Genomic DNA, 25,053 nt, shown 5'->3' on the forward strand with positions numbered 1-25,053 from the left:
TTTATTTTTTAAGTTTTAGCGGTATATTTTTTCAAAAGTTCAATTAAAGTATCTTGCGCTATTCCGTTTTTTCGGGCATTTAGGAAGCTACTGATGTCCCATGTTACGGTAGAACCATCATTCAAATATAATTTTACACGATCGTTAGCCCGTCCAGACCACACTTTATGCTTATTTGCTAAATTTAGGTCTATTGTTTGTTCTTTAATGTTCGAGAGAATAACTTTTTTCTCCCAGCGCACAGTCGCTGTGTTTTCTTCTTCATTAAAGATGATTTCAAACGTCCCTGTAAAATATTTAAATGCACCATAAAACGAAACAAAATTCAGTACTAAAAAAGATAGGTATAAAAATAGGTGATTACTAACATTAAAAATTAGTGCAAACAACAGCATCGATATAAACCAAGATACAATTGCAGCTAGTACCGATATAGTCTCCATTTTAATAATTGTAACTTTTGCTTTGTTCATAATGGTGTTCTAATGTTACTTCAAAATAAGTTGTACAAAAACAGAGTGCAACCAGCGGTCAAATTTAAACCCCGACTCTTTTATGATTCCTGTGGTTTTGAATCCGAATTTTTCATGAAACGTTATACTACTTTGATTTTCAGCGTCAATGACCCCGATCATGGTATGTAATCCTTGTTTTTTAGCTAGTTCAATCAATTCAAGTAGCAATAGTTTCCCAATTCCTTTGCCGTGAAAATCATTGTTCACATAAACGGAATGTTCTACCGTATATTTATAAGCTTCTCTGAACCGGAATTCACTGTACATTCCAAAACCAGAAACAACCCCATCTAATTCAGCTACAATTACAGGGAATCCTTTATTGATTTTATCCTCTAAAATTGTTTTTTGCTGTTCATAGCTTCGCACATTATAGTCATATAAGGCCGTTGAATTTAAGATGTTATAGTTTATGATATCTAATATCGCTTGGGTGTCCTCAGCGTGGTATGGTCGAATTTTGATTTCCATTTTGATAAGTAAATTTTGTTGTCAAATTTAATAAAAATCAGTTAAAATGAGGCGAAAAGAGGGAGCAAGTTTGTAACTTTGCTTGGCTTGAGGTTTTGAAGAACTTTACAAACTTCGAAACCTTAAACTTTAAACTAAAATTGAATGATTTACCCCAAAATACCTTTAGCGCAAAGCATTATTCAAACATGTTTAGCCAAAGGAATTACCACCATAATAATTTCTCCAGGATCGAGAAATGCGCCTTTAATTATAGGTTTTACAAATAATCCTGCATTTGAATGTTACAGTATCGCCGATGAGCGATCTGCTGCTTTTTTTGGGTTGGGTATAGCTCAACAAACTAAAAAACCAGTAGTACTGATTTGCAGTTCTGGGTCGGCATTATTGAATTATTATCCTGCACTTGCAGAAGCTTTCTACAGTCAGATTCCGTTAATTGTTATCTCTGCTGACCGACCACAAAGCAAAATTGATATTGGTGATGGACAAACGATTCGTCAGGAAAATGTATTTGCAAATCATTCGTTGTACAATGCCAATTTGAATGAAATGGTTTCTGCTGAAAATGACACAAAAATAAAAGAGGCAATCGACATTTCGATTGCTCAAAATGGTCCTGTACATATCAATGCTCCTTTTGAAGAGCCTTTGTATGAAACGACGTCGGAACTTGCTGTGAGTGTTAGCGTCACCGCTTCCGCAAAAGAGTCGCAGTCGCTTTCACACGATGAGTTGGCTGAATATGCGAAGATTTGGAACAAGTCCACAAAAAAAATGGTGTTAGTGGGTGTGAATGAACCCGATGCGATTAGAAATAGTGTCGTTGAAACTTTAGCTGCTGATGAATCAGTAGTAGTTTTGACTGAAACGACTTCGAATTTGCACCATCCTAGCTTTATCAATACCATAGATACTTTAATTACACCTTTTACTAGCGAGGATTTTGAGACTTTTCGTCCTGAAATATTGGTCACTTTTGGAGGAATGATTGTTTCTAAGAGGATAAAAGCTTTTTTACGAAAATACAAGCCAAAACACCACTGGCATATCGATTCTTTACGAGGATATGATACGTTTAGTGCTTTAACAAAGCATTTTGAAGTAGAACCCAATCTATTCTTCGATGTGTTTTTACCGTTGACTAAATCAGTTGAGAGCGACTATTTTAAGAAACTGAATGCCGTGAATGACTTACGAGAACTAAAAAGTAAAATCTATCTGGATGCAATTCCTTTTTCAGACTTCAAAGTTTTTGAAAAAGTGATTCCCAGTTTACCAATAAATTCGCAGTTGCAAATCAGTAATAGTTCTGCCATTCGTTATGCACAGCTAATTGCTATTGATCCATCGATTGAGGTATATTGCAATCGAGGAACCAGCGGAATTGACGGAAGTACTTCTACCGCTCTTGGTGCGGCTGTAGCCAATATAAAGCAAACGGTATTTATAACAGGTGATATTGGTTTTTTATATGATAGCAATGCCTTGTGGAACAATTACATTCCTAAAAACTTTAAAATTATTTTGATTAATAATGGAGGTGGAGGGATTTTTAGAATTTTACCAGGACATGAGGAAACGCCCGTTTTTAATACATTCTTTGAAACATCTCATTGTTTAACAGCGGCTCATTTAGCAACGATGTACGGATTTGAGTATACGACTGCTAGTGATGAACTGAGTTTGTCAAACGGTTTAGCAACCTTGTATGGTCAAAATGAAAAGCCAGGAATATTAGAAGTTTTTACCCCAACACTTAAAAATGACTCGATTTTGTTGCAGTATTTTAAAGAGTTACTGTAATACATATAATAAATAAAAATTTGTTGAAATAAAGTAAAATGACTTAGTTTTAGAGGTTAATCGATTTTTTTTAGTTAAAAAGAGTTCTATTACATCTTTTTTATCGTTTTCGTAGTATTTTGACTCTTTTTGGCTGTGCGTTGCGTAATTTATTAAGAAAACCAAGTACTCTTATAAATAATTGTTTAAATTTGAGAGTGTAATTAATTATCAACCAATATATTAAATTTTTATTTATGAGCAAGAGAGACGAATTAATTGAAAAATATGCTGCAGATTTAAAAGATAAGTGTGGTGTAACTCCAGATATGGATTTATTGACAAAAGTAACTATTGGTTGTGGCCCGTCAATTTACAACGCAGATGCTGCAACAGTCGCTGGAAGCCAGCAATCAGAATTAGATACGGTAAAAAATAACTTTTTAATCAAAAAATTAGGACTTAAAGAGGGGCCAGATTTAGATGCTGGGATTGATGCTGTTATTGAAAAGTATGGTCGCTCAAATACAAATAAATACAGAGCAGTTGTATATTATCTATTAGCTGTTCACTTTAAAAAGGAAAGTGTCTACAATTAGTAAATTGATATAAAAATATAAAAGCGCCTTTTGGGCGCTTTTATTATTTCTATGCCATGGATAAATAGCCTTTCGGTTTTACTAAATTTATTCATCAAGCAGTTGCTGAATCTGAATCTGAAATTTTTCACCGCTATAATCACTAAAACCTGTATGGCGCATTCTAACGATTCCTTTTTTATCTAATATTACTGAAGTAGGTAATGAGCCAGAATAAATTTCTTCAGGAACCTTAGATACCGCTTGCGCTATTGGCATTGAATAGTTTTTCTTCTGGAAAAACTTTTTCCCCGTGGCAATATCATCATCCAAATTTATCATCACAAATACAATCTTATCATTGTCTTTAAATTCCGAGTGAAATTTTTCGATAGAAGGAAATTCGGCAATACACGGTGGACACCAGGATGCCCAAAAGTTGATAAAAACAACTTTCCCTTTTAAGTCAGCTGTACTTCGAATATTACCTTCGTAATCCTTAAAATCAAAATGATTTTCAAGTGTATTATCTGTAGAATTGACCTCTGAAATTTCAGCGTTAAAGAGACCGGTGAACATTAACTGCTTAATTAGAAATGATTTTGCATCTGGACTGAATATTAGAAGTCCAAAGACTATTAGCATTAAAATTGATGAAAAGTGTTTCTTGATTTTATTTAAAACTACAAGTTTAGTAGGTTGTTTTTCGTTTTTATTGTTTTCGATCATTGATATTTATCTTAAATTATATTGTATAGAATGGTATTTAAGAAAACCAAATAACAACGCGTTACTTGGTTTTCAAAAAAATATTATTTAATGATTCCTTCTTTCATTTCTTCCGAAGGTTTGAGAATTATTCGATCTTCACTTGAAAAATCTCCAAATACCTCCGACAAGGTATCTAATTTAATACCTTCTTTTACAACGACTTTTTTAATTTCATTATTATTAAGGGTAAGAACGAATGTTCCTCTCTGAGTGTTAAGAATACTTCGATTTGGTACCCAATACGATGGTGATTTTCTTTGCAGTTTAAGGTTTACTTCGGCATAATCACCGCCTTGTAGTTCTCCAGCGGTATTATCAACATCAAATTCTATAGTCAAAGAACGATCGTTTCTATTCAAGAATCCTGAACTTCGCGATAGTTTTGTTTCGAAAGTTTTTCCGGGTTGTGAGCTTATCGAAAAAGTGGCTGGCATTCCTTCCGTAATTGAAGCAGCGTGTTTTTCAGGAAGTGAGAGTGTTAATCGCAAGCGGTTCGCTTGCGCAATCATAAACAAAGGAGCACTTGAACCTGTTCCAGCTAAAGCTCCAACAGAAACATTTCTATTAGTAATGATCCCGTCAAAAGGAGCGGTGATGCGTAAATATTTTTGAAGTTGCGCTGTTCCTGCCGTTCCTGCACTAGCACTTTTATAAGATGCTTGGGCGCTTTCCATTGTACTTTTTGATCTTTCCAGTTCTATTGCCGCAACAGCTCCAGCCGTTTTTGAAGCATCTAACATTCGGTCATAAGCTTGTTTTGCATACAAGTAATCACTATATGATTTTTGCTCAGATGACTTGTCTGAAATGTGTTTTTGGTTCATTTCTGGAGCCACAAGTTCCGCTAATAATTGTCCTTTTCTGACCTTTTGGCCGCGCTCCACAAATATTTTTTGAACAAAACCGCTAACTCTTGCATAAACTGCCACTTCTTCGTACGGTTGCAATTCTGCTGGCAATGATATTTCGTATTCTGGTTTTATATGTTGGATCACCACTGTCTTAAGATCTTGTGATTTTAAAATCGGTACTTCAACCTTTTTTAAATTCTCTTCTTTCTTATCAGAACAGGCAGTAAAAACAAGTAATGAGAAGGTTGTAATCGCTGCAATTTTTATTTTTTTATTTATATCGTACATTTTTTTATTTATTAAAAAGTTATTTTACAAAGTATTGACTCTCTTCATCATCTGGGTCGAGAGATGGATTTTTAATCGCAGTTCTGGTTAGCATGGACGAAAAGAAATGTGGAACCAATAATAGTATTGTGGCGGTAGAAGCTATTAGCCCACCAATCACTGCTCTGGCCAGAGGAGCAACTTGTTCAGCACCATCACCAAACCCAATTGCCATAGGTAACATTCCTGCAAGCATTGCGGCTGCCGTCATTAATATAGGTCTAAGTCTTGACGAAGCGGCAAGGCGCGCTGCGTTTGCAGGTTTAAGCAACAAGTCTTTTCGATAAAACTCAGCTTGATTGACCAGTAAAACGGCATTGGATACAGATACACCAATTGACATAATGATTCCCATATAAGATTGCAAATTGAGGGTACTTTGTGTTAAAAATAAAATCAGCAAGCTTCCTGCTATGACTGCAGGAACCACAGAGAGAATAATTAGAGGTATTTTGTACGACTGATAATAAGCCGCTAACATTAGAAATATCGCTATAATTGCAACACCTAATCCCGCTATTAAATTGCTTAATGTTTCATCTAATAGCTGAATGGTACCTTCAGTCCAAACTTTAACTCCACGCGGTGGTTCTCCAACATCTTTAATAGCTTCTTTTACAGCAGCTGAGGCAGTTCCTAAGTCTTTTTCGTGCAAATTCGCAATTATTGTTACGTAGCGGTTGGGACCTTGTCGATTTACTTGTGCTGGAGTGCTTACTCTTCTTATCGTCGCAACATCTTCCAGAACAGGTCTCGTACTGCCTTTCTTCAATGGTAAGGATTTAAGTTTTTGTTCCGATGACATAATTGCTTCCGGAATTTGTACCTGTACCTGAAACACAAGCCCCGATTTTGGATCTATCCATAGATTTTTATCAGTAAAACGAGTCGAGGAAGTCGCGGTAACCAAACTTTTTGTAATGTCTTGAACGGTCAAGCCAAATTGTCCTGCTAGATCTCGATCTACTTCAATTTCTAAGGTAGGATAGGCGACAGGTTCTGCAATGCGAATATCTCGCAAGTACGGAATCGTTTTTAAATTGGCTTCAATTTTAGAGGCAAAAGCAAAAGCGGCTTTCAATTGTCCGGCTCCCACTTTTACTTCAATAGGAGTCATGGCACCTTGGCCCATTATCTTTTCAGTAAGTTCCATAGGTTCAAAATTAAGAGCTACTTGCGGATGACTTTTCTTAACCGCTATCCTAATTTGTTCCTTTAAATCTTGGATTGATCCAGTGAATAATTCTTGATCAATTGATACTTGTAGAATGGCCTCATGAGAAGCGTTCGTAAAAGTAAAAATCGGATTAATAGGCGAGGTTGCTGGCTGCATCCCAACAAATGCCGACGATATTGCTACGCCATTTTCAGGAACTAGCGTTTTAATTTCCTGTAAAATTTCTTTTACGATTCTTTCTGTTTTTTCCAATCTACTTCCCGTAGGTGCTTGGATGCGAAGTTGGAAATCGCCACTATTCGATAGTGGCATGACATCAGTACCTACATTTGGTAACAATAGTGCTACTATACCTACCGCCACAAATATATAAAGTAGAAAAAGTGAGGTCGCTTTTGTAGACCATTTACGCATTCGATACGAATAATTAACACGAAATTTTTCGAAGAATGCACGCTTTCTAGGAGTATTAGCCACTTCATTCTTCTTCATTTTCATCATCCAATTTGCCAGAATTGGAACAAATGTTTGAGAGGCGATAAAAGAAGCAACCATTGCAAAAGCTACTGCCATTGATAAAGGCATAAACATATCTTTTGGTATTCCTGTCATAATAAACGCGGGGGTTAACACGGCTAGAATACAAAGTAAAATTAGGAGTTTCGGAATCGAAATTTCAACAAGTGCATCGCTAATCGCCCGCTGTTTGGGTTTGCCCATTTCCATGTGTTGATGAATGTTTTCAATGGTGACCGTGGCCTCATCTACTAATATTCCGATGGAAAGTGCTAGTCCACTTAAGGTCATTATATTTATTGTTTCGCCTAAGAAATAAAGCGCAGCAACCGCACTTAAAATAGCGATTGGGATCGTTAGCACAACAATTATTGCACCTCGAGTGTCACCTAAAAACAGAAAAATTACCAATCCTGTAAATACAGCACCTAATATTCCTTCATGAATTAGATTGGTTAACGAAGTTTCGATGTATTTTGATTGGTCAAATTCATACTTTATACTTACATCTTCAGGAAGTTGATCCTCCAACATAGGTAAAGATGCCTTCAAATTTTTAACGGCCTCTAGCGTAGATGCATCTGCTTTTTTTATAATAGGAAGATAGACCGAACGTTTGCCGTTAATTAAAGCATATCCTACAGTTTGATCTGCTCCATCTTGAACACTCGCAACATCTCGCACGTAAATAGTGCGCGAATCATTTGTTTTTATGGGCGTGTTAAGAAATTCTTCTGGACTCTTTGCTATGGAATTAATAGGAGCCATTAAATTCTCATCGCCTATGCGGATGTTACCAGCAGGCGATGGTAAACTATTTTTTGTAATGGCAATAGTGATTTCTTCAGCACTCAAACTATTGGCTTGCATTGCTTGCGGATCTATATTGACAACAATTGATCGTGCGTTTCCACCAAAAGGAGCTGGCGCGGTTATCCCTGGAATGGCAACAAACATAGGACGTACTTTTGTAAGTACTAAAGTCTGAATTTCATTAATGGAACGCTGGTCACTTTCGAAGACCAATTGGCCAACCGGTAGCGAACTTCCGTCGAATCGAACTACCATAGGCGGAACGGCTCCCGGCGGAAGAAAGCCCATTGCTCTGGATACAGAGGTCGAGACTTCACCGGCGGCTTGTGCCATATTTGTTCCCGGATAAAAAGTCAATTTCATTAGGGTCAGCCCTTGTATACTTTTGAAGTCCATACTCTTGACTCCGCCCACAAACAAAAGGACTTTTTGAAACTCGTTGGCCATGAAACCATCCATATAAGCAGGAGAAAGCCCGCCGTATGGCATGGCGATATACATTGCAGGAAGTTCTACTTCAGGAAAAATATCGACATTTATTTTTTTTATTGACGTAATGGATAAGAAAACAATTGCAATAACAGCAACAATTACCGATATAGGTCTTCTTAGCGCAAATCTTATTAAGTTCATCTAAGTAGCGTTAAAGATTAGTAAAGAGAAAATTAAAATTCGAAGTTAGCTCTGCTTCATAAGCAACAAGCATCCAGTATTCTCGTGATGCTTCTAAATGTGAATTTTCGGCAACTTCAAATAGTTGTTGTATTTGCAGCAGTTCGTTTAGACCTATCAGACCGCTTTTGTATCGAGATAAGTACATTTTATACCCATCGCCAGCCTGTTTTACAGCAGTAGTTGTTTTTTCGATTTGCTTGAATTGTTGACTAATTCGCACTTGAACTGCTGTCAAATCTGCTTGCATGGTTTGCTCGTACTGTGCGTGAAGATTTTCTATGCTTTCAGCTTCCTTTGTTAATCCTTGACTCTTATAGCTGTTAGTTAGTAAATTTGAAATGTTCCATGTTATCCGAACTCCAGCTAGAAAGTTATTGACATTATTTGAAAAACCATCTTGCCATTTTCCAGAAACATAGCCGTCGTCATTAATACTGCTACCTTTATAAGATAATCCACCTAGAAAATGTACTGATGGTAGGGAAGCGCTTTTTTCAACCGCACTTTTAGAATTGAAAACGTCTGCTTGATGTTTTAATGTAGTAAGAATAGGATGTGAATTTTCAATTAATCCATTTCTATGTTCAAGATAGGCAACTGGTGTAGAGAATTGAGTAAGCGAACTATTGAGTTCAAAAGCTTCTTTTGCAGAAAGTTCCTGTAGCTTAATCAAGGCTGCACTGCTGTTTCCTTCTAATTTATAGTTTGCAGCAAGTGACTGTGTATACGCAGAAGAAGCAAGTAAGCTATCGGCAGCAGGTTTTAGCCCCGCTTTTGACAAACCAGAAGTGATGGATCGAATTTCGTTTAAGCGTTCCAACGTTTTTTCATTCCAGGAAAGTTTAGTTTTGTTATATAAAAGCGTAATATATCTTTCGGATAAAAGTTTTTTTAGACTCAGTAAATAAGCGTCTTTTTCGCTGTTTTTTTTATTTGTTGCTGCTCGAGCGGCTTGATTTTCTTTCCGAAGTTTACCAAAAGAAAAAACTTCCCAATCTACTACTGCAGAAACAAAAGAGTTTGCCGATAGTGAAGCGCCATATAGAGAGGCGTCACCACTAACATTAAAAAAACCGGCTTGCGGAAAAAAGGCACCACCGCCGCCGTTATAAGTTCCATAGGTGCTTTGTGCTTGCGCTTTGATTTGTGGCAACATATTCGATTTTACGGCTCGCTCATTTAAGGCTGCAGCATCAGCAGAAGAATGTTTGACTTTAATTCCAGAATAATTTTCTTCTACGTTTTTCCATAAAGTTCCCAATGTCTCGGGAAATTTTTGTGCATATAAGGGAAATGATATTCCCAAGACAAGCCACACAATTGTGACTGTCAAAAGAGGTTTGACCATAATGATGTAATAGATTTTGAGATCAGATTTTGATCAACTAATTAAAAAATTGTTGTACTGAAAGATGCCATAGCGGAGGTTTTCCTTATGGCAATTCTAAAAACTATTAGGGTATCAAATGATCAGTTTGCGGTATAGCAAAAAAATGGGGAAAGAATCACTAATTTTTAAGCTATTGTAAAAAGGGTGTTTTCTCTTTTCTTTTTCAGAAACAGAAAAAAGAAGCAATACAATTGATGATAAGGTAGCAATAGCTGCTAAATTAACGGTAAGCAAAGTTATTTTTGCAGATTGTAATAAATCTGTAGCTAGGGAATGGTCACATAAATTCGAAATAGTACTAGAAAAAAGATTAGCTCTTTGATTTGTACCTTTTTCCATAGCGATTGGAATTCCAATAATTTCTTTTATTTCATTTTTTATGGAACAGCTAGAAAAAAGCACTACTAATATTGCAACAATTGTAAACAAATGTCGCAATATTAGATTCGCACTATTTTGTAAAGTTCTATTCATTGTCGCGAAGATATGTTTATTGAGAGTAAACACAAACCGCAATCACTATTTTAATCGTTTTTTAACTTCTCCATAGCTTTTCGGTAACTATTCGGATATATTTGTAATTTTGTCGTTTTTGATGTTTTTTTCGAAAATTTTAAGCTTGCTGACTTTTAGTTTTTGATAGAACAGTTAGATACAACAAAGTCATATTTTTCCTGAAGTGTAAAACTCCTTAGCGAATTGGTGTAGGAAACACTGGTAAACTTGCATGTCCTAATTCATCAATTGATTGCACGGCAAAAAGAAAATTATCTTTTGAATAGGGTATCGTTGTTTTTGTATCTGATACAAAAATTGATTTTTGCCAATTGGTGTCAGAAGTTTCTCTTACTAATACTTGGTAACCATAAACTTTTTTACCTTCTGGAGCTTTCCATACCAAAGTAGAAAAATTAGTAAGGTCTTTTACTTCAATACCCACATTTGTTGGGGCTTTAGGGGCTGAAGCCAAATTAGCTAATGTGGCCAAATTTGAAGCTGCTATTTTTCTAAGGTATTCAAAATCCATAAATTCAGGAAGGTCACCATATTTAATCTCATTTTCTGTTCTTAGATCTTGATGCTGGTGGTCGTGATTTTCATTCATTTCGCAAAAACGAATCGCTGTAAAACCATTTTGACTAAAAGGAGTGTGGTCACCCCCACGTAAAAAACGATCATTTCTATAAACAAGATTTATTTCTAGCTGGTCTACGTATTGATCAGTAGTTGTTTTAATGTAACGTGCTAATAATCTTGATGGGCTATCATTATCTCTGTTGATTAGCTTTCGCATTTTAGCTTCGTCTTCTGTTTCTAGATAAGGGGTGGCTTCGCTAAAAACTCTCACCTTAGTATTGTCTCTTAAATTTGTTCCGCTTGATAAACTGTTTCCTATCATGTCATTGTTTAGCATGGCAATAATATTCCAATTTTCTTTTTTGGCTAGTTCAGCCAAATGTCTTGCGCCGTACAATCCTTGTTCTTCTCCTGTAACGGCAACAAAAAGGATTGTATAAGGAAAACTTCTTTTGCTCATAATCTTGGCGAGCTCCATCATGGCGGCTACTCCTGAACCATCATCATTTGCGCCTGGTGCATCTGATTTAGCGTCCATAACATCAGTAACTCTAGAATCTAAATGACCACTAATGATAAGTACGCGATCATCTGTAGGATCTGTTCCTTTGAGAGTAGCCATAACATTTCCTAGTTGGCTATCAACTGCAATGCGTCTGCCATCTGCTTTTATGGTGAAATAATCAATGGCTGAAGTTAGTCTCCCACTGGATTGTAAGGCGTATTTATCAAACTCTGATTTGACCCATTGCTGTGCTGCGCCAATGCCTCGCGTTTTACTTTTGGTATCGCTTAAGGTATGTCTTGTTCCAAAGGAAACGAGTTTTTTTACTGTATTTTCTAGGTTTTCAGCTTTGACCTCGGTAATCATTTTTTTGATTTCGGGATCATCGACTGTAATTTGAGCAATGCTAATTTGAGTAAAAAACAATAAGGCAAAGAGGAGGCAAAAAGGATTTGGTTTCATTTGATTTTTGGTATTTAATTTTCAGATTTTAAAATTAAGTAAAAAAAGAAAGTTAATGGGTAGTAAAATAAATTTTAATAGTTGTTTAAGACTTTTTTTGATGGTTTTATAGAAAACGAAGCGCTCTAATTTAGCCCTGATAGGAGCGAGTATCCTTTTTGGGCTGGGGTTTAGCCCAAAAGATACTGTGGATAGCAGGACTAAACATTCTGTGAGGCTGAGGTGTTTTTGCTTCTAATAAGGAAAATATATGGGAATTGTAAGATGGTGTAGGGTTACTATTTTCAAACTTCGTACCTTTGCGCTTTAGAAAATACAAGAAAATGATTGAAATAGGAAAATACAATACGCTTACAATACTTCGTGACACAAAAGTTGGTTTATTTCTGGGAACACCAGAGACAGATCCTGAAGGGATACACGACATACTTTTACCCAATAAATATGTGCCTAACGAATTTGAGATAGGTGAGGAGTTGATTGTTTTTGTTTATTTAGATCATGAAGAACGTCCAGTTGCAACCACATTAGAACCTTATATTTTATTGAATGAATTTGCACTTTTGCGTGTGAATTATGTCAACCAGATAGGTGCTTTTATGGATTGGGGAATGGAAAAAGATATTTTAGTTCCGTTTAAAGAGCAGGCTCGTCCTATGGAAAAAGGAAAGCGCTACTTGGTTTATCTTTATATGGATGAGAAAACGAACCGTTTAGTAGCTTCAAGTAAGACGAATCAATTTCTTAAAAATGAAGAACTTACTGTTGAAAAAGGAGAAGAAGTAGAGTTGATCGTTTCGCATATTACAGAGATAGGAATCAATGTAATTATCAACGAGCGTCACAAAGGATTACTTTATAAAGATGAAGTGTATGATGATGCAATTCGTACGGGAGATCGTATGCGAGGATACATTAAAAACATTCGTCCTGATAATAAAATCGATGTTTCATTACAGATTCAAGGATATGAAAGTATCGAACCAAATGCAGATATAATTTTGGATGAACTAAGAGCGAGTCGTGGTTTCTTACGATTAACAGATAGCTCTCATCCTGAAGACATTAAAACGGTTCTGAAAATGAGTAAAAAAACCTTTAAGAAAGCGATTGGAGCATTATACAGGGAGAAATTAATTGAAATTAAGGAAGACGGGATTTATCTCGTTAAGGAATAAAAAAAAAGAAAGACTAATCGAGATGATTAGTCTTTCTCTTTTTTAGTTTGTTTCGAGTAATCGAAGTACAAAGCTAAAAAATAATCTAGGGTAAACATTTACTTACATGCTAGACTTATATTATAATAAAAACCATTTGGTTTCTTTTTATTGTATAAAGATAGTAAATCCAAAATTCTACTGTGATGTAACTTTGTTATTGCAGCGTTATGGTTTTCATAATCTTTCTTTTAACCGTAGGTGTTACTATAGTCCTTTCACAATTTCGGTAAATTGCTTTCCCGTTTTCTCGCTTTTTCTGTTGTTATTATTTAAAACCACAAAATAAGGAGCGACAAAATTTTTAATTGAATTCAAATCATTCTTTTTTCAGGTTAATAAATCAGTTAAATTTTAACGCTAAATCCGCATAATTTAATTGTATTCTGCTGATTAGCTTGGTTTAAAATTAGTGATAATATTAGTTACCCACTGTTAATATTTTGTTTTTTTTTAAATTTTAACACTTTAAAACGGTTATATAAAGGAAGGATTTCCAAAGCTTCCCCTAATAGAATAGTATAAAATGCAAAAAATGATTTATTTTTACACTTGAATAATTTAAATCAATTATAATGGATTGGATCACTGCCAAAGAATATGAAGATATCACCTATAAGAAATGCAATGGGGTCGCTAGAATAGCGTTCAATAGACCCGATGTTCGCAATGCTTTTCGTCCCAAAACAACAGCTGAGTTATACAACGCATTTTATGATGCACAAGAAGACACTTCTATAGGGGTTGTGTTGCTGTCTGCTGAAGGCCCTTCGTCTAAAGATGGAGTGTACTCTTTTTGTAGTGGTGGAGATCAAAATGCGCGTGGTCATCAGGGTTATGTAGGAGAGGACGGTCAGCATCGTTTGAATATATTAGAAGTACAACGTTTAATTCGTTTTATGCCGAAGGTTGTGATTGCTGTAGTTCCTGGTTGGGCAGTAGGTGGTGGACATAGTTTGCATGTAGTTTGTGATCTAACTCTAGCGAGCAAGGAACACGCTATATTCAAGCAAACAGATGCTGATGTGACCAGTTTTGATGGTGGTTATGGATCTGCTTATCTTGCAAAAATGGTAGGTCAGAAAAAAGCACGTGAAATCTTTTTCTTAGGTCGTAATTACTCCGCTCAGGACGCAATGGATATGGGAATGGTAAATGCCGTTATTCCGCATGCTGAATTAGAAGATACTGCTTATGAGTGGGCACAAGAGATATTAGGAAAATCACCTATGGCTATCAAAATGTTGAAATTTGCCATGAACCTGACTGATGATGGGATGGTGGGACAACAGGTTTTTGCAGGTGAAGCCACTCGATTAGCCTATATGACAGAAGAAGCTAAAGAAGGTAGAAATGCATTCCTTGAAAAGCGTAAGCCTAATTTTGAAAAAAAATGGTTGCCATAAAAGGTTTAAAGTTTAAGGTTTGAAGTTGTCTTAGTAAAGACCTTTAAATTGTCATACATTAAATTTTAAACAAAAAATAAATGGAGAATTTTACAAATGAAATAATTGATACGACAGCGCTTCCTAAATTTGAGGAAGTGCAGTTCTCTGTTTTACATGCTGATTATTGGAAAGTGACTTTGCTAAATGTATTTTTCTTTTTCTTGCTAATCGGAGTTGGCTTAGGAGTATTGCTGTTTTTTAACCGTGGATTATTGGTTTTTGCGGTTGTAATTTCAGCGGCTTATTTTGTTTTCCTTTTTCTTGTTTTGTTGCTTTCGAGAATTAGCTTTAAGAAAAAAGGATTTGCCTTCAGGACGCATGATGTTCTTTTTAGGCATGGTGTGATAGCCACAAATACAATTGTAATTCCTTATAATAGAATACAACATGTAGCTTTACATGAAGGGTTTGTTTCACGATATTTCGGATTGGCAAAAATTGAAATTTTCACTGCGGGTGGTAGTTCAAGTGATTTAGAAGTTCCAGGAATAGCTATAGAGCAAGCAGAAAATATTAAACAATTGTTGATGGGGAAAATACAAAAGCAATTGTAATGGAGGAGCAGTTCAATCAACCTCAAAGGCAATCCTCTATCGGGGTACTGATACTTTTTTTTGATACTGTACAAAAATGGGGGCGCGGTTTGTGGCCCATTTTGCTACTCTATGTTGTTAAGTTCGATGAATTAAATAAGTACTACATTTTTTTAGGAATAGGTGTTTTTTTAATAGTAACAGCGGTAGTAGCATATTTAAAATACTTGAATTTTACTTTTTATCTGGTGGATGAAGATGAAGAGTTTATTATTAACGAAGGAATTTTAAATAAAACTAAAACAATTATTCAGCTGGATAAAATTCAGCAAGTAGATATAAATCAGTCTTTAATACAGCGATTTATCGGTGTTTATGAGTTGAATGTGGACACGGCTGGAAGTGCTAAGGAAGAAGGGAAAATTAAAGCAATTTCGCATCCGTTAGCTTTGGCGTTAAAGGCTCGACTATTGGATAATGACAAGAAAATTGACATTTCATCTGATCGACAAGCGGTTGTGGAAGAGGAAGGTGTCGAGAAAGAGTCCATTGTCAAGATTAGCTTTTTGAGTTTGTTAAAAGTAGGGGTTACTTCTAATTATGTGAAAACGCTGGGTTTAATATTGGCTTTTTTTACAACTTTATACGAACAAAGTAAAATCTTTATAGCGGAATCAGATTTTGATGAAGAACAGTTTGATGCTTATTTAGAGCAACGTTCGGTGATAAGTTCGATTGTGTTTTTTTTCGTCTTGATGTTTGCTTTGGTTTTGATCATCAATTTAATTCGGGTAGTCTTTAAGTATTTTGATTACAAGGTAGCGAAGCAAAACAATTCATTATTGCTTTCTTTTGGCTTGTTAAGCACTAAGAATACTATTGTGAAGCCAGAAAAAGTGCAAATTGTCACTGTTACCAGAAATTATTTTCAAAAGAAAATGAATATTCTGGAAATAAAGATAAAACAAGCGACCAGCAGTGATAAAGAGGATCGTAAGTCTGTAATTGAAATTCCGGGTTGTAATGAAAATGAAAAAGAGGCTGTTTTTGAATTGTTGTTTCAAAAAATTCCCGTTAAAGGAATTGTTTTAAAACCAAATTACCGCAAACTTGTCTTTTCTGTGTTTTTGTCAATGATACTTCCGGTAGCGGCTTTTTTTGCTTTTGCAAAATATGTTCAGCCAGTATTTTTTGACTATTCATACGCTGTAGTGTTGTATTTGTTATTTGTAGGGCTGATTGTTTATTTTGGATTTCAAAATAACAGACTTTATATTAACGATGACTTTATAATTAAACAAAGCGGTGCTTGGGATATTGATAACAAAATAATTGAGCCTAGTAAAATTCAGGCGATTACTACTTCACAGTTGTTTTGGCACAAGAAGGCAAATATTGGTTCGATAATAATACATACAGCAGGAGGGAATCTTACGTTTCAATTGGCGGATTTTAGTACGGTAAAACACTATGTTAACCTATGGTTGTACAAGGTGGAAACGTCAAATGAGAATTGGATGTAAGCAAATAACAGGCTTAGAATAGAGAATAAATTATAAAAATATAGTAAAATAAAATAAAATGAGACATTGGATTGAAGCAGCAAGAATAAGAACATTACCATTATCTGTTTCTGGTATAATTGTGGGAAGTATGTATGCCTTGGCAAACCCAACGGATAATATACTTACACCAACAGAAGTGTTTAACTGGAGGGTTTTTGGTTTTGCCATTTTAACTACGCTTGGATTGCAGATTTTATCAAATTTTGCCAATGATTATGGTGACGGGATCAAAGGGACGGATAATGAGGATCGTGTGGGACCAAAAAGAGCGATTCAAAGTGGTGTGATTACGCCACAAGCAATGAAAGTAGCAATTATAATTACTTCCTTGCTTACGCTGCTTTCAGCAATACTATTGATTTATTTTGCATTCGCAGATACAAATCTATTTTATTCCTTGTTCTATTTGGTATTAGGTATACTGGCTATCTTATCGGCAATCCGATACACAATTGGATCAAAAGCTTATGGGTATCGTGGGCTTGGTGATGTATTCGTATTTGTGTTTTTTGGATTAGTGAGTACCTTAGGAGTAAATTTTTTGTATTCAAAACAAATAGATATCGAACTCTTTTTGCCAGCAATGGCAATTGGCTTTTTGAGTGTTGGTGTTTTAAATTTGAATAATATGCGCGATGAAGCGTCAGATAGAAAAGTAGGGAAAAATACTTTGGTTGTTAAAATGGGTGGTAAAAAAGCAAAGTTATATCATTACTTTTTAGTAACTTTTGCTATGGCTTTGGTGGTTGTTTTTGCCCTTATTAATAATTTTAAGTTCGATCAGTACATATTTTTATTAGCTTATATACCTTTAACTAAACATTTAAGTAATGTTTATAAAAATAAAGAGCCTAAGGCATTAGATCCAGAATTAAAAAAATTAGCGTTAAGTACATTTGCGCTTTCAGTACTATTGGCTCTATGTATGATTTATTTCTTTTCAGATATCATTGTAAATACCCTTTTAGGAGGACGATAAATAAACTATAAATTATGAAAATTACATTTTACGGACACGCCTCTCTTGGAATCGAGGTAGGCGGAAAACACCTTTTAGTAGATCCATTTATTTCGGCTAATCCATTGGCAGGAGATATTGATATTACTACAATAAAAGCAGATTATATTTTACTGACGCATGCGCACGGCGATCACATTTTGGATGTGGAAGCAATTGCAAAGCGTACGAATGCAGTCATCGTTTCAAACGCTGAGATTGCAGGTCATTATGCCGCCAAAGGGTTTCAGGCGCATCCTATGAATCACGGCGGAAGCTGGGTTTTTGATTTCGGGAAAGTGAAATACGTAAATGCTATTCATTCTAGTTCGTTTCCTGACGGGGCAAGCGGTGGTAATCCAGGAGGATTTGTTATCGAGGGCGAACACAAAAACATTTACATCGCGGGAGATACAGCCCTAACAATGGATATGAAGTTGATTCCAATGCGTACCAAACTTGATTTAGCTATACTTCCCATAGGAAACAACTTCACTATGGATGTTGAGGATGCTATTTTGGCTTCAGACTTTGTGCAGTGTGATAAAGTTCTGGGGTATCACTATGACACCTTTGGTTATATCGAAATTGATCATAAAGCGGCTATTCAGCAGTTTTTCGATAAAGGAAAAGATTTGATGTTGCTAAAAATAGGGGAGAGTATCGAATTATAAAATAATTTAGGAGCTATTTCCAGCTGTTTGCTACAATCTTATGTGCCGTCCCGAAGTGTCGGGACCAGCACATAAGGATTTCCACTTCCATCTGGGCTAGTTTCGTATAGTTAACACAAAACACACCAGTGAATAGAATAGTTTTTCTGCTATTGATTAGCATTTTTTATCAGTCGGGATTTGCTCAACAAGACGGTTATTGGGATAAAGATAGAGCTACTACCAAGGAAATCATTGTTTCTGCACGTGATAGAATTGTCATTAAAACAGACGATTTCCCCATAGGAACGACCGAGTTAATTTACAGAATTACCCTTTTAGATGACAATCAAAAAATGGCGGGTAGTTTAGTTTCTCTTTTAAAAGCAATTCCGGACCCTACGGGAATTAGTCAGGGCTCGGCGGGCGCAGTTTTCTTGCTTTCTCGTATTTCAGGAGAGGACAAAAGTAAATATGCAATTTTCTCGTCAAATGAACTGGCATTAGCATATCAAAAAAGCGGTAAGATGAATCAAGCCTGCTTAGCGCAAGAGACGCCGTTAAGTAAAGATGCAAAACGATTGTCGATTGATAAGTCTTCTTGTTTGAAAAACACGACTGGGAATCTATGGTTTGGTTTCGAAAGTTCAAATTGGATTATGAAACAAAAAATCATTCTTGAGGTAGTGCCTTGGGTTGATGCTAAATTAAGTAGAGGTTGGACTTTAGAAAATAGAAAATTCATTATCAATCAATGCAAAACGTCTGCATTAGCTCGAAAACTGGCAAACTCTGATGATTTTTGTATATGTATTGAAGAGAAAATTCAAAAAAAGTATAAGTTTCAGGAATTTCAGAGCCTTCTAGCTATAGAACAAGCAAAAGTATACAAGGATAATGGCGAAAGTTGTATTAACGAATCAAGCGTTTCTAATGGAGTGTATATTGATTTGCGTAATCAGGCATTAAATTTTGCTAAGAAAGGCGAGTATGGACGCTCAATAGAGGCGTATGCAAGAATTATCAATGATGGAAAGTCGACTGCGTTAGATTACAGTAATATTGGGTTTGGCTATATTGTTACTAAACAATATGGGAAGGCAATCAAATTTCTAAAAGAAGGAGAGAAGCTAGATGATACAGAGTTGTTAGTAAAGCTCAACTTAGCGCATGCTTATTTACTGAATGATGAATTTAGAAATGCAAAATCCATCTACAAGGAATACCAATCTCAAAATGTCAACGACAGCGTAAGTTGGGCTCAAAAAATAAAACAAGATTTTGCAGTATTTAAAAAAGCAGGTATTCAAGGTGATGATTTTGATAGGGTTTTAAAATTGTTAGCACATTAGAAAATATGAAAAAAGCAATTGGTTATATGCGATTAGTAGGTTTGGTTTTTCTTTTTGTAGGGGTGATTTTAAATCTCCAAATGTACATTTATGAGGAAACGCCGCATTATTTATATCTTATATTCTGTCTTTTCGGAGTTTTATTAATTGGGCTATCTTATTTAATAAAACGAAAACAATAATTTAATTTATCAATTAGAACGCAGTTGAGAAGCGTTCAAAAAACGTAGTCAACCTTACTAAAATGGCAATGGTAATTGCAGTTAAAGCAAAATATGAAAGCAACCTATCATAAATACATGTTGGATTTTAAACGCCCTTCAGGAACTTCTCGAGGCGTTATGACCGAAAAAGAAACCTGGTTTTTAGTACTTGAAAAAGACGGAAAAACAGGAATAGGCGAGTGCGGTATTTTGAGAGGATTAAGCATCGATGATCGGCCAGACTATGAAGAAAAATTGCAGTGGACTTGCGCTAATATTCATCTTGGAAAAGACCAACTTTGGGAAGTATTAGTAGAGTTTCCTTCGATACAATTTGGAGTCGAAATAGCGTTTCAATCTCTGTATAGTGAAACCCCTTTTTTATTGTTTCCGTCGGAGTTTACAAATGGTACAAAATCAATTCAAATCAATGGTCTCGTTTGGATGGGTGAAGCCTCGTTTATGAAGCGACAAATAGAAGAGAAGTTGGCGCAAGGATTTGCTTGTGTGAAACTTAAAATTGGTGCAATAGATTTTGGTGTAGAACTGGATTTATTACGTTATATCAGGCAACATTTTACTCCGGAGCAGGTTGAAATCAGAGTGGATGCTAACGGTGCTTTTGGTTCAAATGAAGCTTTAGGTAAGATAACGCAATTATCTGAATTTAAGTTGCATAGTATAGAGCAACCGATACAAAAAAACAATACTGACAGGATGGCAGAGCTGTGTAAAATCACTCCCATGCCTATTGCTTTAGATGAAGAATTGATTGGTGTGTTTTTATTTGAAGAAAAGGAACAATTATTGCAAAAAATCAAACCGCAATACATCATTTTAAAACCTAGTTTTATAGGAGGTTTTCGAGGAACGCAAGAATGGATTTCATTGGCTAAAAAACACCAAATTGGATGGTGGATTACCTCTGCTTTAGAAAGTAATATTGGTTTAAACGCCATTGCTCAATGGACCTTTTTACAAGGTAATTTGATGCCGCAAGGCCTTGGGACAGGTGCTCTTTATACCAATAATTTTGAGTGCCCTCTAACTGTTTCTAAAGGGCAACTTTGGTATGAAAAAGCTAAAGAATGGGAATTCAGTTTAAAGGAGATTATGAAAGATTTTTAGTTTGCGATTTATTTCTAGAAGTAGTTATTTGTTTATTGATATGATCAATTAATTGATTTTTATCAATAGGTTTTGAGATGTATCCGTTGCCTCCAACTTTAATCGCTTTTTCAGCTTCGTCAGTAAATACAAACGCACTTTGCGTAATTATAATTACCTCTTCATTAAACTCCCTTATTTTTTTAATAGCTTCATATCCATTCATCACTGGCATTTGGATGTCCATTAGAATAATATCAATATCAGGATTGTTTTTACATAAATTAACCGCTTCAAATCCATTTCTAGCTATTAATAAGTTTTCTCCAAATATTTTTAAAATTTTAGAAATAAACTTTAAGGAGATACTATCATCTTCGGCTACAAGAATTTTTAATTTTTGTGCTTCATAAGGAACTGCTAATAAGGAGTTTTGAACTTCTTTGTAAGTTTCATAGGGCTCAATAAGGGGGATTTTGAAATAAAAGACCGCACCATTATCTGCATTGTTTTCTGCCCAGATGGAACCACCTAAAAGGTCAGCGTACGATTTAGAAATATATAAACCCAATCCAGCACCATCGTAATTTCTGTTTAAAGAATCATCCAGCTGTCTAAAACGTTCAAAAATGATTTCTGTTTTAGTAGAATCGATTCCTATGCCTGAATCCTTTACATAAAAAACAACAGAATTATTCTCTTTAAAACATCCTACTTCTATTATTCCATGGTCGGTAAATTTTAAGGCATTGCTAAGTAAATGTGATAATACAGTGTAGACTTTTTCTTCATCTGTGTGTATTAAATTATCGGCTGTACCTAAAGTATTGTTTATTGTAAGAAGGATATTTTTTTGCTTGGCTTTAGCTTTAAAAACAGCATAAATAGAATCAATTTGATCTTTCACTGAGGTTTCTTTGTAGGACAGGTTCATTTGTCCTGATTCTATTTTAGAAACACTAACGATATCATTTATGATATTAAGCATTCTTTCACCGCTCTTTTCAATGACACGAATATATTCGCGTTGTTCTCGCCCAGTTAGTTTTGGCTCCTTTAAAAGCGCTGTAAAGCCTAAAATACCATTCATTGGGGTGCGAATTTCATGACTCATGTTCGCGAGGAAAGAAGATTTTAAACGGTCTCCCTCTTCTGCTTTCTCTTTTGCATATATTAATTCCCTATTAATTTTTTGAATTTGGATAATACTCTCGTAGAGTTCTCTATTTCTGACCTCTAGTTTTGTATTCAAATTTTGAGATTTCTTTTCAGCTAATTTGCTTTCTGTGATATCCTTAAAAAAAATAACGATTCCTTCTTTACTGGGTATTATACGATTTTCAAACCAGCGGTTCCACGGAACATAATAATCTTCAAAAACGACCTCTCTTTTGGTTTTCATCGCTTTGTAATACACTTTATAGTATGATGTTTGAGTAGGATCGGGGAATATAACCCACGCATTTTTACCAATGAGGTCTTCTGGTTTCTTTCCAATCATCACGCCTGCTTTCTGGTTTACAAAGGTGTATTTCCAACCCTTGTCGATGGCAACAAAAGCATCTGACATGTTTTCTAAAGATATTGTCAATTTTTCGTTTATGTGATCAATTTGATTTTCGTTATTTTGATTCTCGTCTGTTAATGTATCAAACTTTTCTTTTAATGAATTATAATCTTGTTGAAGTTTGTAAAAATCGGTGGCGATTTTAGTGGTATTTAAATTCTTATGAGTCATCACTAATAAATTCAAATTAGGAATACATATCAATATATTCCGTATCAATTTTAAAAATATAGAAGTCTCTAGTATATAGTAGATTAGGAGGGGTTAAATCTAATAAATAAAAATTGATAAATTTAAAGTTTTTGTTTTTTTTGTGATTTGTTTTCAATAATAATAAGAGGGTAGTTATAGAATAAAGTATAATTTACTGCATTTTTTTTGCAAATTTACCTATTGTCATTCCTTGTACTAAAATGGAGAAGCAAACAATTACATACGTGATGGTAACCCAAATATCCTTATTAAACTCAGGAGCGATAGATAATGCAAGTGCGATAGAAATTCCACCTCTTAATCCGCCCCACGTTAATATAAGAATGGTTTTTTGAGTGATCCTTTCCTTTAAACGAACGGCGATAGAAGGGATGTAAATTGAAATGTATCTTGTAATCAAAGTTATTAATAATAGAATTACAGCTGCAAAAAGTATTTTTTCATTAGTTTGTATGATTAATAATTCTAAACCTATCAGAACAAACAATACAGCATTTAAAATCTCATCAATAAGCTCCCAGAATTTATCGATATATTCAGCTGTTACGTCTGACATTCCTAATTTTTTACCTTGATTTCCGGTAATCAATCCTGCAGCAACCATAGCAAGTGGTCCAGAAACATGTATATAATGCGCTAGCGTATAGCCTCCCATTACAATAGCTAAGGTAATTAATACTTCTACCTGATAATGGTCAATACTGGCAATCAATTTGTATCCTATATAACCAATTCCAATTCCTAGGAGTAAACCGCCGATAGCTTCTTGTCCAAATAATAATAAGATACTGCTTATTTCTAAATTAGCTCCTGGTTGTGCTAATTTTAAAATGGTTATGAAAACAACAACAGCTACACCGTCATTGAATAATGATTCACCGGCTATTTTAGTCTCTAATGATTTAGTCACACCAGCACTCTTTAAGATACTCAAGACGGCAATAGGATCAGTAGGGGAAATCAGTGCGCCAAATAACATGGCATGAATTAACTGTACATTAACGCCCATAAAAGTCAATAAATAGTAGCTCGCAAATCCGATTATGAAAGTACTAATTAATACACTAATAGTTGAAAAAAGTAAAATACTCAGTTTTTCATTATTCAAGTCTTTAAATTTGATATGAATCGCTCCTGCAAATAACATAAAGCTTAGCATTCCTTCTAACAATAGTTCGCTAAAATTAATATTGTCCATTTTTAGTGCTATACTCTCTTTAAACGAGGGGAAGTAGTAGCCAAGAATTAGTATTATGAATGAAAAAATTAAAGAGACCAGCATCAGTCCTATTGCATTTGGTAATTTTAGGATTCTAAAATTGATATAAGCGAAGCCTGCTGACAGAACAATAAGTATTGAAAAAAGATGAAATAGATTCATTTTTATTTTTTGATGTTAACGTTAAAATCTGGTGCTTGTACTAATTGGAATGTTGCAGAAGCCATTTTTACGGCTCCATTTGTTTTTTCAATTTCAGTTAAGATTTTTGTAAACAATTCTGATTTTGTAGCTCTTCTTCTTTTATATCCCACAACGTAACGGAGGGTGTATTCGGCCCAATTATCATTGGCAATTAAGGAGATCATTGGTTCAGTCTGTGCATCTTCTAAACGGTATTTGTTTTGTAAGGAAGTCCATTTTTCTTTGGATCTAACAGTTAAGTCTCCAGCTACTTCAACTCCCGCTTTTAGAATTATTTGCTTTGCTTTTTCATAATCACTTCCATACTGAATAGGGATTTTTATTTCATCCCATAAAAAAGGGAAATCACCTGAATAGTTAAATACCGGTTCCTTAAAAACATAGCTGTTAGCTATTAATACAATTCGACCATTATAGAGATCGCCATCAACCCATTGCCCTGTTTCCATTATGGTAGTTCTTAAAACACCAATATCCATTACGTCGCCTTTGATTCCACCAAGCTGAACGCGATCCCCAGTGTTGTAAAACCCTCCAAACATGATAGCTAACCAACCTGCAAATGAAGCAATTACTTCTTGGAGAGCAAAAGCGATACCCGCACCTGCAACTCCTAAAGCAACAGTTAAATTGCCGAGTTTATCACTGAATATGACTGTTAAAAGAATTATGGTTAAAAAATAACCAATGAAACTGCTGAATTTTTTCGCTTTGTAGCGATTGTTATTGTCTTTAATCTTCGAAAAAAGGTTTTTTTGAATAGCATTTATTAGCATCCAAATTACTGCGATGCCTATAAAAAAGCTTACAATTTTACCAACTGTAGGGTTGTAAAGGTACTCTTGAATTTGCTCTTCCATTT

General features: G+C 35.1%; 21 protein-coding genes. 10 read left to right on the forward strand and 11 right to left on the reverse strand.

Features of this window, described 5'->3' with window-relative positions:
- Positions 1-8 precede the first annotated feature (8 nt).
- Positions 9-473, reverse strand: a complete 465-nt coding sequence (locus QO200_RS07275; RefSeq protein ID WP_371538293.1) for a hypothetical protein — start codon at positions 471-473, stop codon at positions 9-11.
- Between the two features lie 15 nt (positions 474-488).
- Positions 489-986, reverse strand: coding sequence for an N-acetyltransferase family protein (locus tag QO200_RS07280; protein ID WP_371538295.1), 498 nt, complete (start codon positions 984-986; stop codon positions 489-491).
- Positions 987-1,130: 144 nt separating this feature from the next.
- Here QO200_RS07280 and menD point away from each other — a divergent pair, with 144 nt between their 5' ends.
- Positions 1,131-2,792, forward strand: coding sequence for a 2-succinyl-5-enolpyruvyl-6-hydroxy-3-cyclohexene-1-carboxylic-acid synthase (menD, locus tag QO200_RS07285; RefSeq protein WP_371538297.1), 1,662 nt, complete (start codon positions 1,131-1,133; stop codon positions 2,790-2,792).
- A gap of 236 nt (positions 2,793-3,028) precedes the next feature.
- Positions 3,029-3,370 carry a DUF2853 family protein gene (locus tag QO200_RS07290; RefSeq protein WP_371538301.1) on the forward strand — a complete coding sequence of 114 codons (342 nt, stop codon included), beginning with the start codon at positions 3,029-3,031 and terminating at the stop codon, positions 3,368-3,370.
- 87 nt (positions 3,371-3,457) lie between these two features.
- Here the strand turns inward: QO200_RS07290 and QO200_RS07295 are convergent, their stop codons facing one another.
- The 6 genes from QO200_RS07295 to QO200_RS07320 form a co-directional block, all read right to left on the reverse strand.
- Positions 3,458-4,078 carry a TlpA family protein disulfide reductase gene (locus QO200_RS07295; protein WP_371538303.1) on the reverse strand — a complete coding sequence of 207 codons (621 nt, stop codon included), beginning with the start codon at positions 4,076-4,078 and terminating at the stop codon, positions 3,458-3,460.
- Between the two features lie 83 nt (positions 4,079-4,161).
- The gene (locus QO200_RS07300) at positions 4,162-5,259 is read right to left on the reverse strand and encodes an efflux RND transporter periplasmic adaptor subunit (protein WP_371538306.1); all 1,098 of its coding nucleotides are present in this window, start codon (positions 5,257-5,259) and stop codon (positions 4,162-4,164) included.
- Positions 5,260-5,278: 19 nt separating this feature from the next.
- A complete protein-coding gene (locus tag QO200_RS07305) occupies positions 5,279-8,437 on the reverse strand; it encodes an efflux RND transporter permease subunit (protein ID WP_371538309.1) in 3,159 nt (1,052 codons plus the stop codon).
- Between the two features lie 10 nt (positions 8,438-8,447).
- On the reverse strand, positions 8,448-9,827 hold the full coding sequence (locus tag QO200_RS07310) for a TolC family protein (RefSeq protein WP_371538312.1): 1,380 nt from the start codon (positions 9,825-9,827) through the stop codon (positions 8,448-8,450).
- 114 nt (positions 9,828-9,941) lie between these two features.
- Entirely contained in the window at positions 9,942-10,343 is a 402-nt protein-coding gene (locus tag QO200_RS07315; RefSeq protein ID WP_371538313.1) for a hypothetical protein, read from the reverse strand.
- Between the two features lie 217 nt (positions 10,344-10,560).
- Positions 10,561-11,913: a M28 family metallopeptidase gene (locus tag QO200_RS07320; protein WP_371538315.1), complete on the reverse strand. Its 1,353-nt coding sequence runs from the start codon at positions 11,911-11,913 to the stop codon at positions 10,561-10,563.
- A 323-nt stretch (positions 11,914-12,236) separates the two neighbouring features.
- Here QO200_RS07320 and QO200_RS07325 point away from each other — a divergent pair, with 323 nt between their 5' ends.
- From QO200_RS07325 to QO200_RS07360, 8 genes are all read left to right on the forward strand, one after another.
- On the forward strand, positions 12,237-13,091 hold the full coding sequence (locus tag QO200_RS07325) for a S1 RNA-binding domain-containing protein (RefSeq protein WP_371538317.1): 855 nt from the start codon (positions 12,237-12,239) through the stop codon (positions 13,089-13,091).
- A gap of 614 nt (positions 13,092-13,705) precedes the next feature.
- Positions 13,706-14,536, forward strand: coding sequence for a 1,4-dihydroxy-2-naphthoyl-CoA synthase (locus QO200_RS07330; protein ID WP_074724270.1), 831 nt, complete (start codon positions 13,706-13,708; stop codon positions 14,534-14,536).
- A gap of 80 nt (positions 14,537-14,616) precedes the next feature.
- On the forward strand, positions 14,617-15,132 hold the full coding sequence (locus QO200_RS07335) for a PH domain-containing protein (RefSeq protein ID WP_371538318.1): 516 nt from the start codon (positions 14,617-14,619) through the stop codon (positions 15,130-15,132).
- Positions 15,132-16,634 carry a PH domain-containing protein gene (locus tag QO200_RS07340; protein ID WP_371538319.1) on the forward strand — a complete coding sequence of 501 codons (1,503 nt, stop codon included), beginning with the start codon at positions 15,132-15,134 and terminating at the stop codon, positions 16,632-16,634. The genes QO200_RS07335 and QO200_RS07340 overlap by 1 nt, the downstream gene beginning before the upstream one ends.
- 58 nt (positions 16,635-16,692) lie before the next feature.
- A complete protein-coding gene (gene menA / locus QO200_RS07345) occupies positions 16,693-17,655 on the forward strand; it encodes a 1,4-dihydroxy-2-naphthoate octaprenyltransferase (protein WP_371538320.1) in 963 nt (320 codons plus the stop codon).
- A gap of 14 nt (positions 17,656-17,669) precedes the next feature.
- Positions 17,670-18,347: a metal-dependent hydrolase gene (locus QO200_RS07350; RefSeq protein WP_371538321.1), complete on the forward strand. Its 678-nt coding sequence runs from the start codon at positions 17,670-17,672 to the stop codon at positions 18,345-18,347.
- 128 nt (positions 18,348-18,475) lie between these two features.
- Positions 18,476-19,678, forward strand: coding sequence for a tetratricopeptide repeat protein (locus tag QO200_RS07355; protein WP_371538323.1), 1,203 nt, complete (start codon positions 18,476-18,478; stop codon positions 19,676-19,678).
- A 275-nt stretch (positions 19,679-19,953) separates the two neighbouring features.
- The gene (locus QO200_RS07360; RefSeq protein WP_371538325.1) at positions 19,954-21,009 is read left to right on the forward strand and encodes an o-succinylbenzoate synthase; all 1,056 of its coding nucleotides are present in this window, start codon (positions 19,954-19,956) and stop codon (positions 21,007-21,009) included.
- Here QO200_RS07360 and QO200_RS07365 read toward each other — a convergent pair.
- The 3 genes from QO200_RS07365 to QO200_RS07375 all read right to left on the reverse strand — a co-directional run bounded on the left by QO200_RS07365 (position 20,993) and on the right by QO200_RS07375 (position 25,051).
- Positions 20,993-22,726: a response regulator gene (locus QO200_RS07365; RefSeq protein WP_371538326.1), complete on the reverse strand. Its 1,734-nt coding sequence runs from the start codon at positions 22,724-22,726 to the stop codon at positions 20,993-20,995. The genes QO200_RS07360 and QO200_RS07365 overlap by 17 nt on opposite strands.
- Positions 22,727-22,919: 193 nt before the next feature.
- A complete protein-coding gene (locus QO200_RS07370; protein WP_371538327.1) occupies positions 22,920-24,149 on the reverse strand; it encodes a cation:proton antiporter in 1,230 nt (409 codons plus the stop codon).
- 2 nt (positions 24,150-24,151) lie between these two features.
- Entirely contained in the window at positions 24,152-25,051 is a 900-nt protein-coding gene (locus QO200_RS07375) for a mechanosensitive ion channel family protein (RefSeq protein ID WP_371538328.1), read from the reverse strand.
- Positions 25,052-25,053 lie beyond the last annotated feature (2 nt).

It is taken from the genome of Flavobacterium sp. Arc3 (assembly GCF_041431375.1).
Lineage (GTDB): Bacteria > Bacteroidota > Bacteroidia > Flavobacteriales > Flavobacteriaceae > Flavobacterium.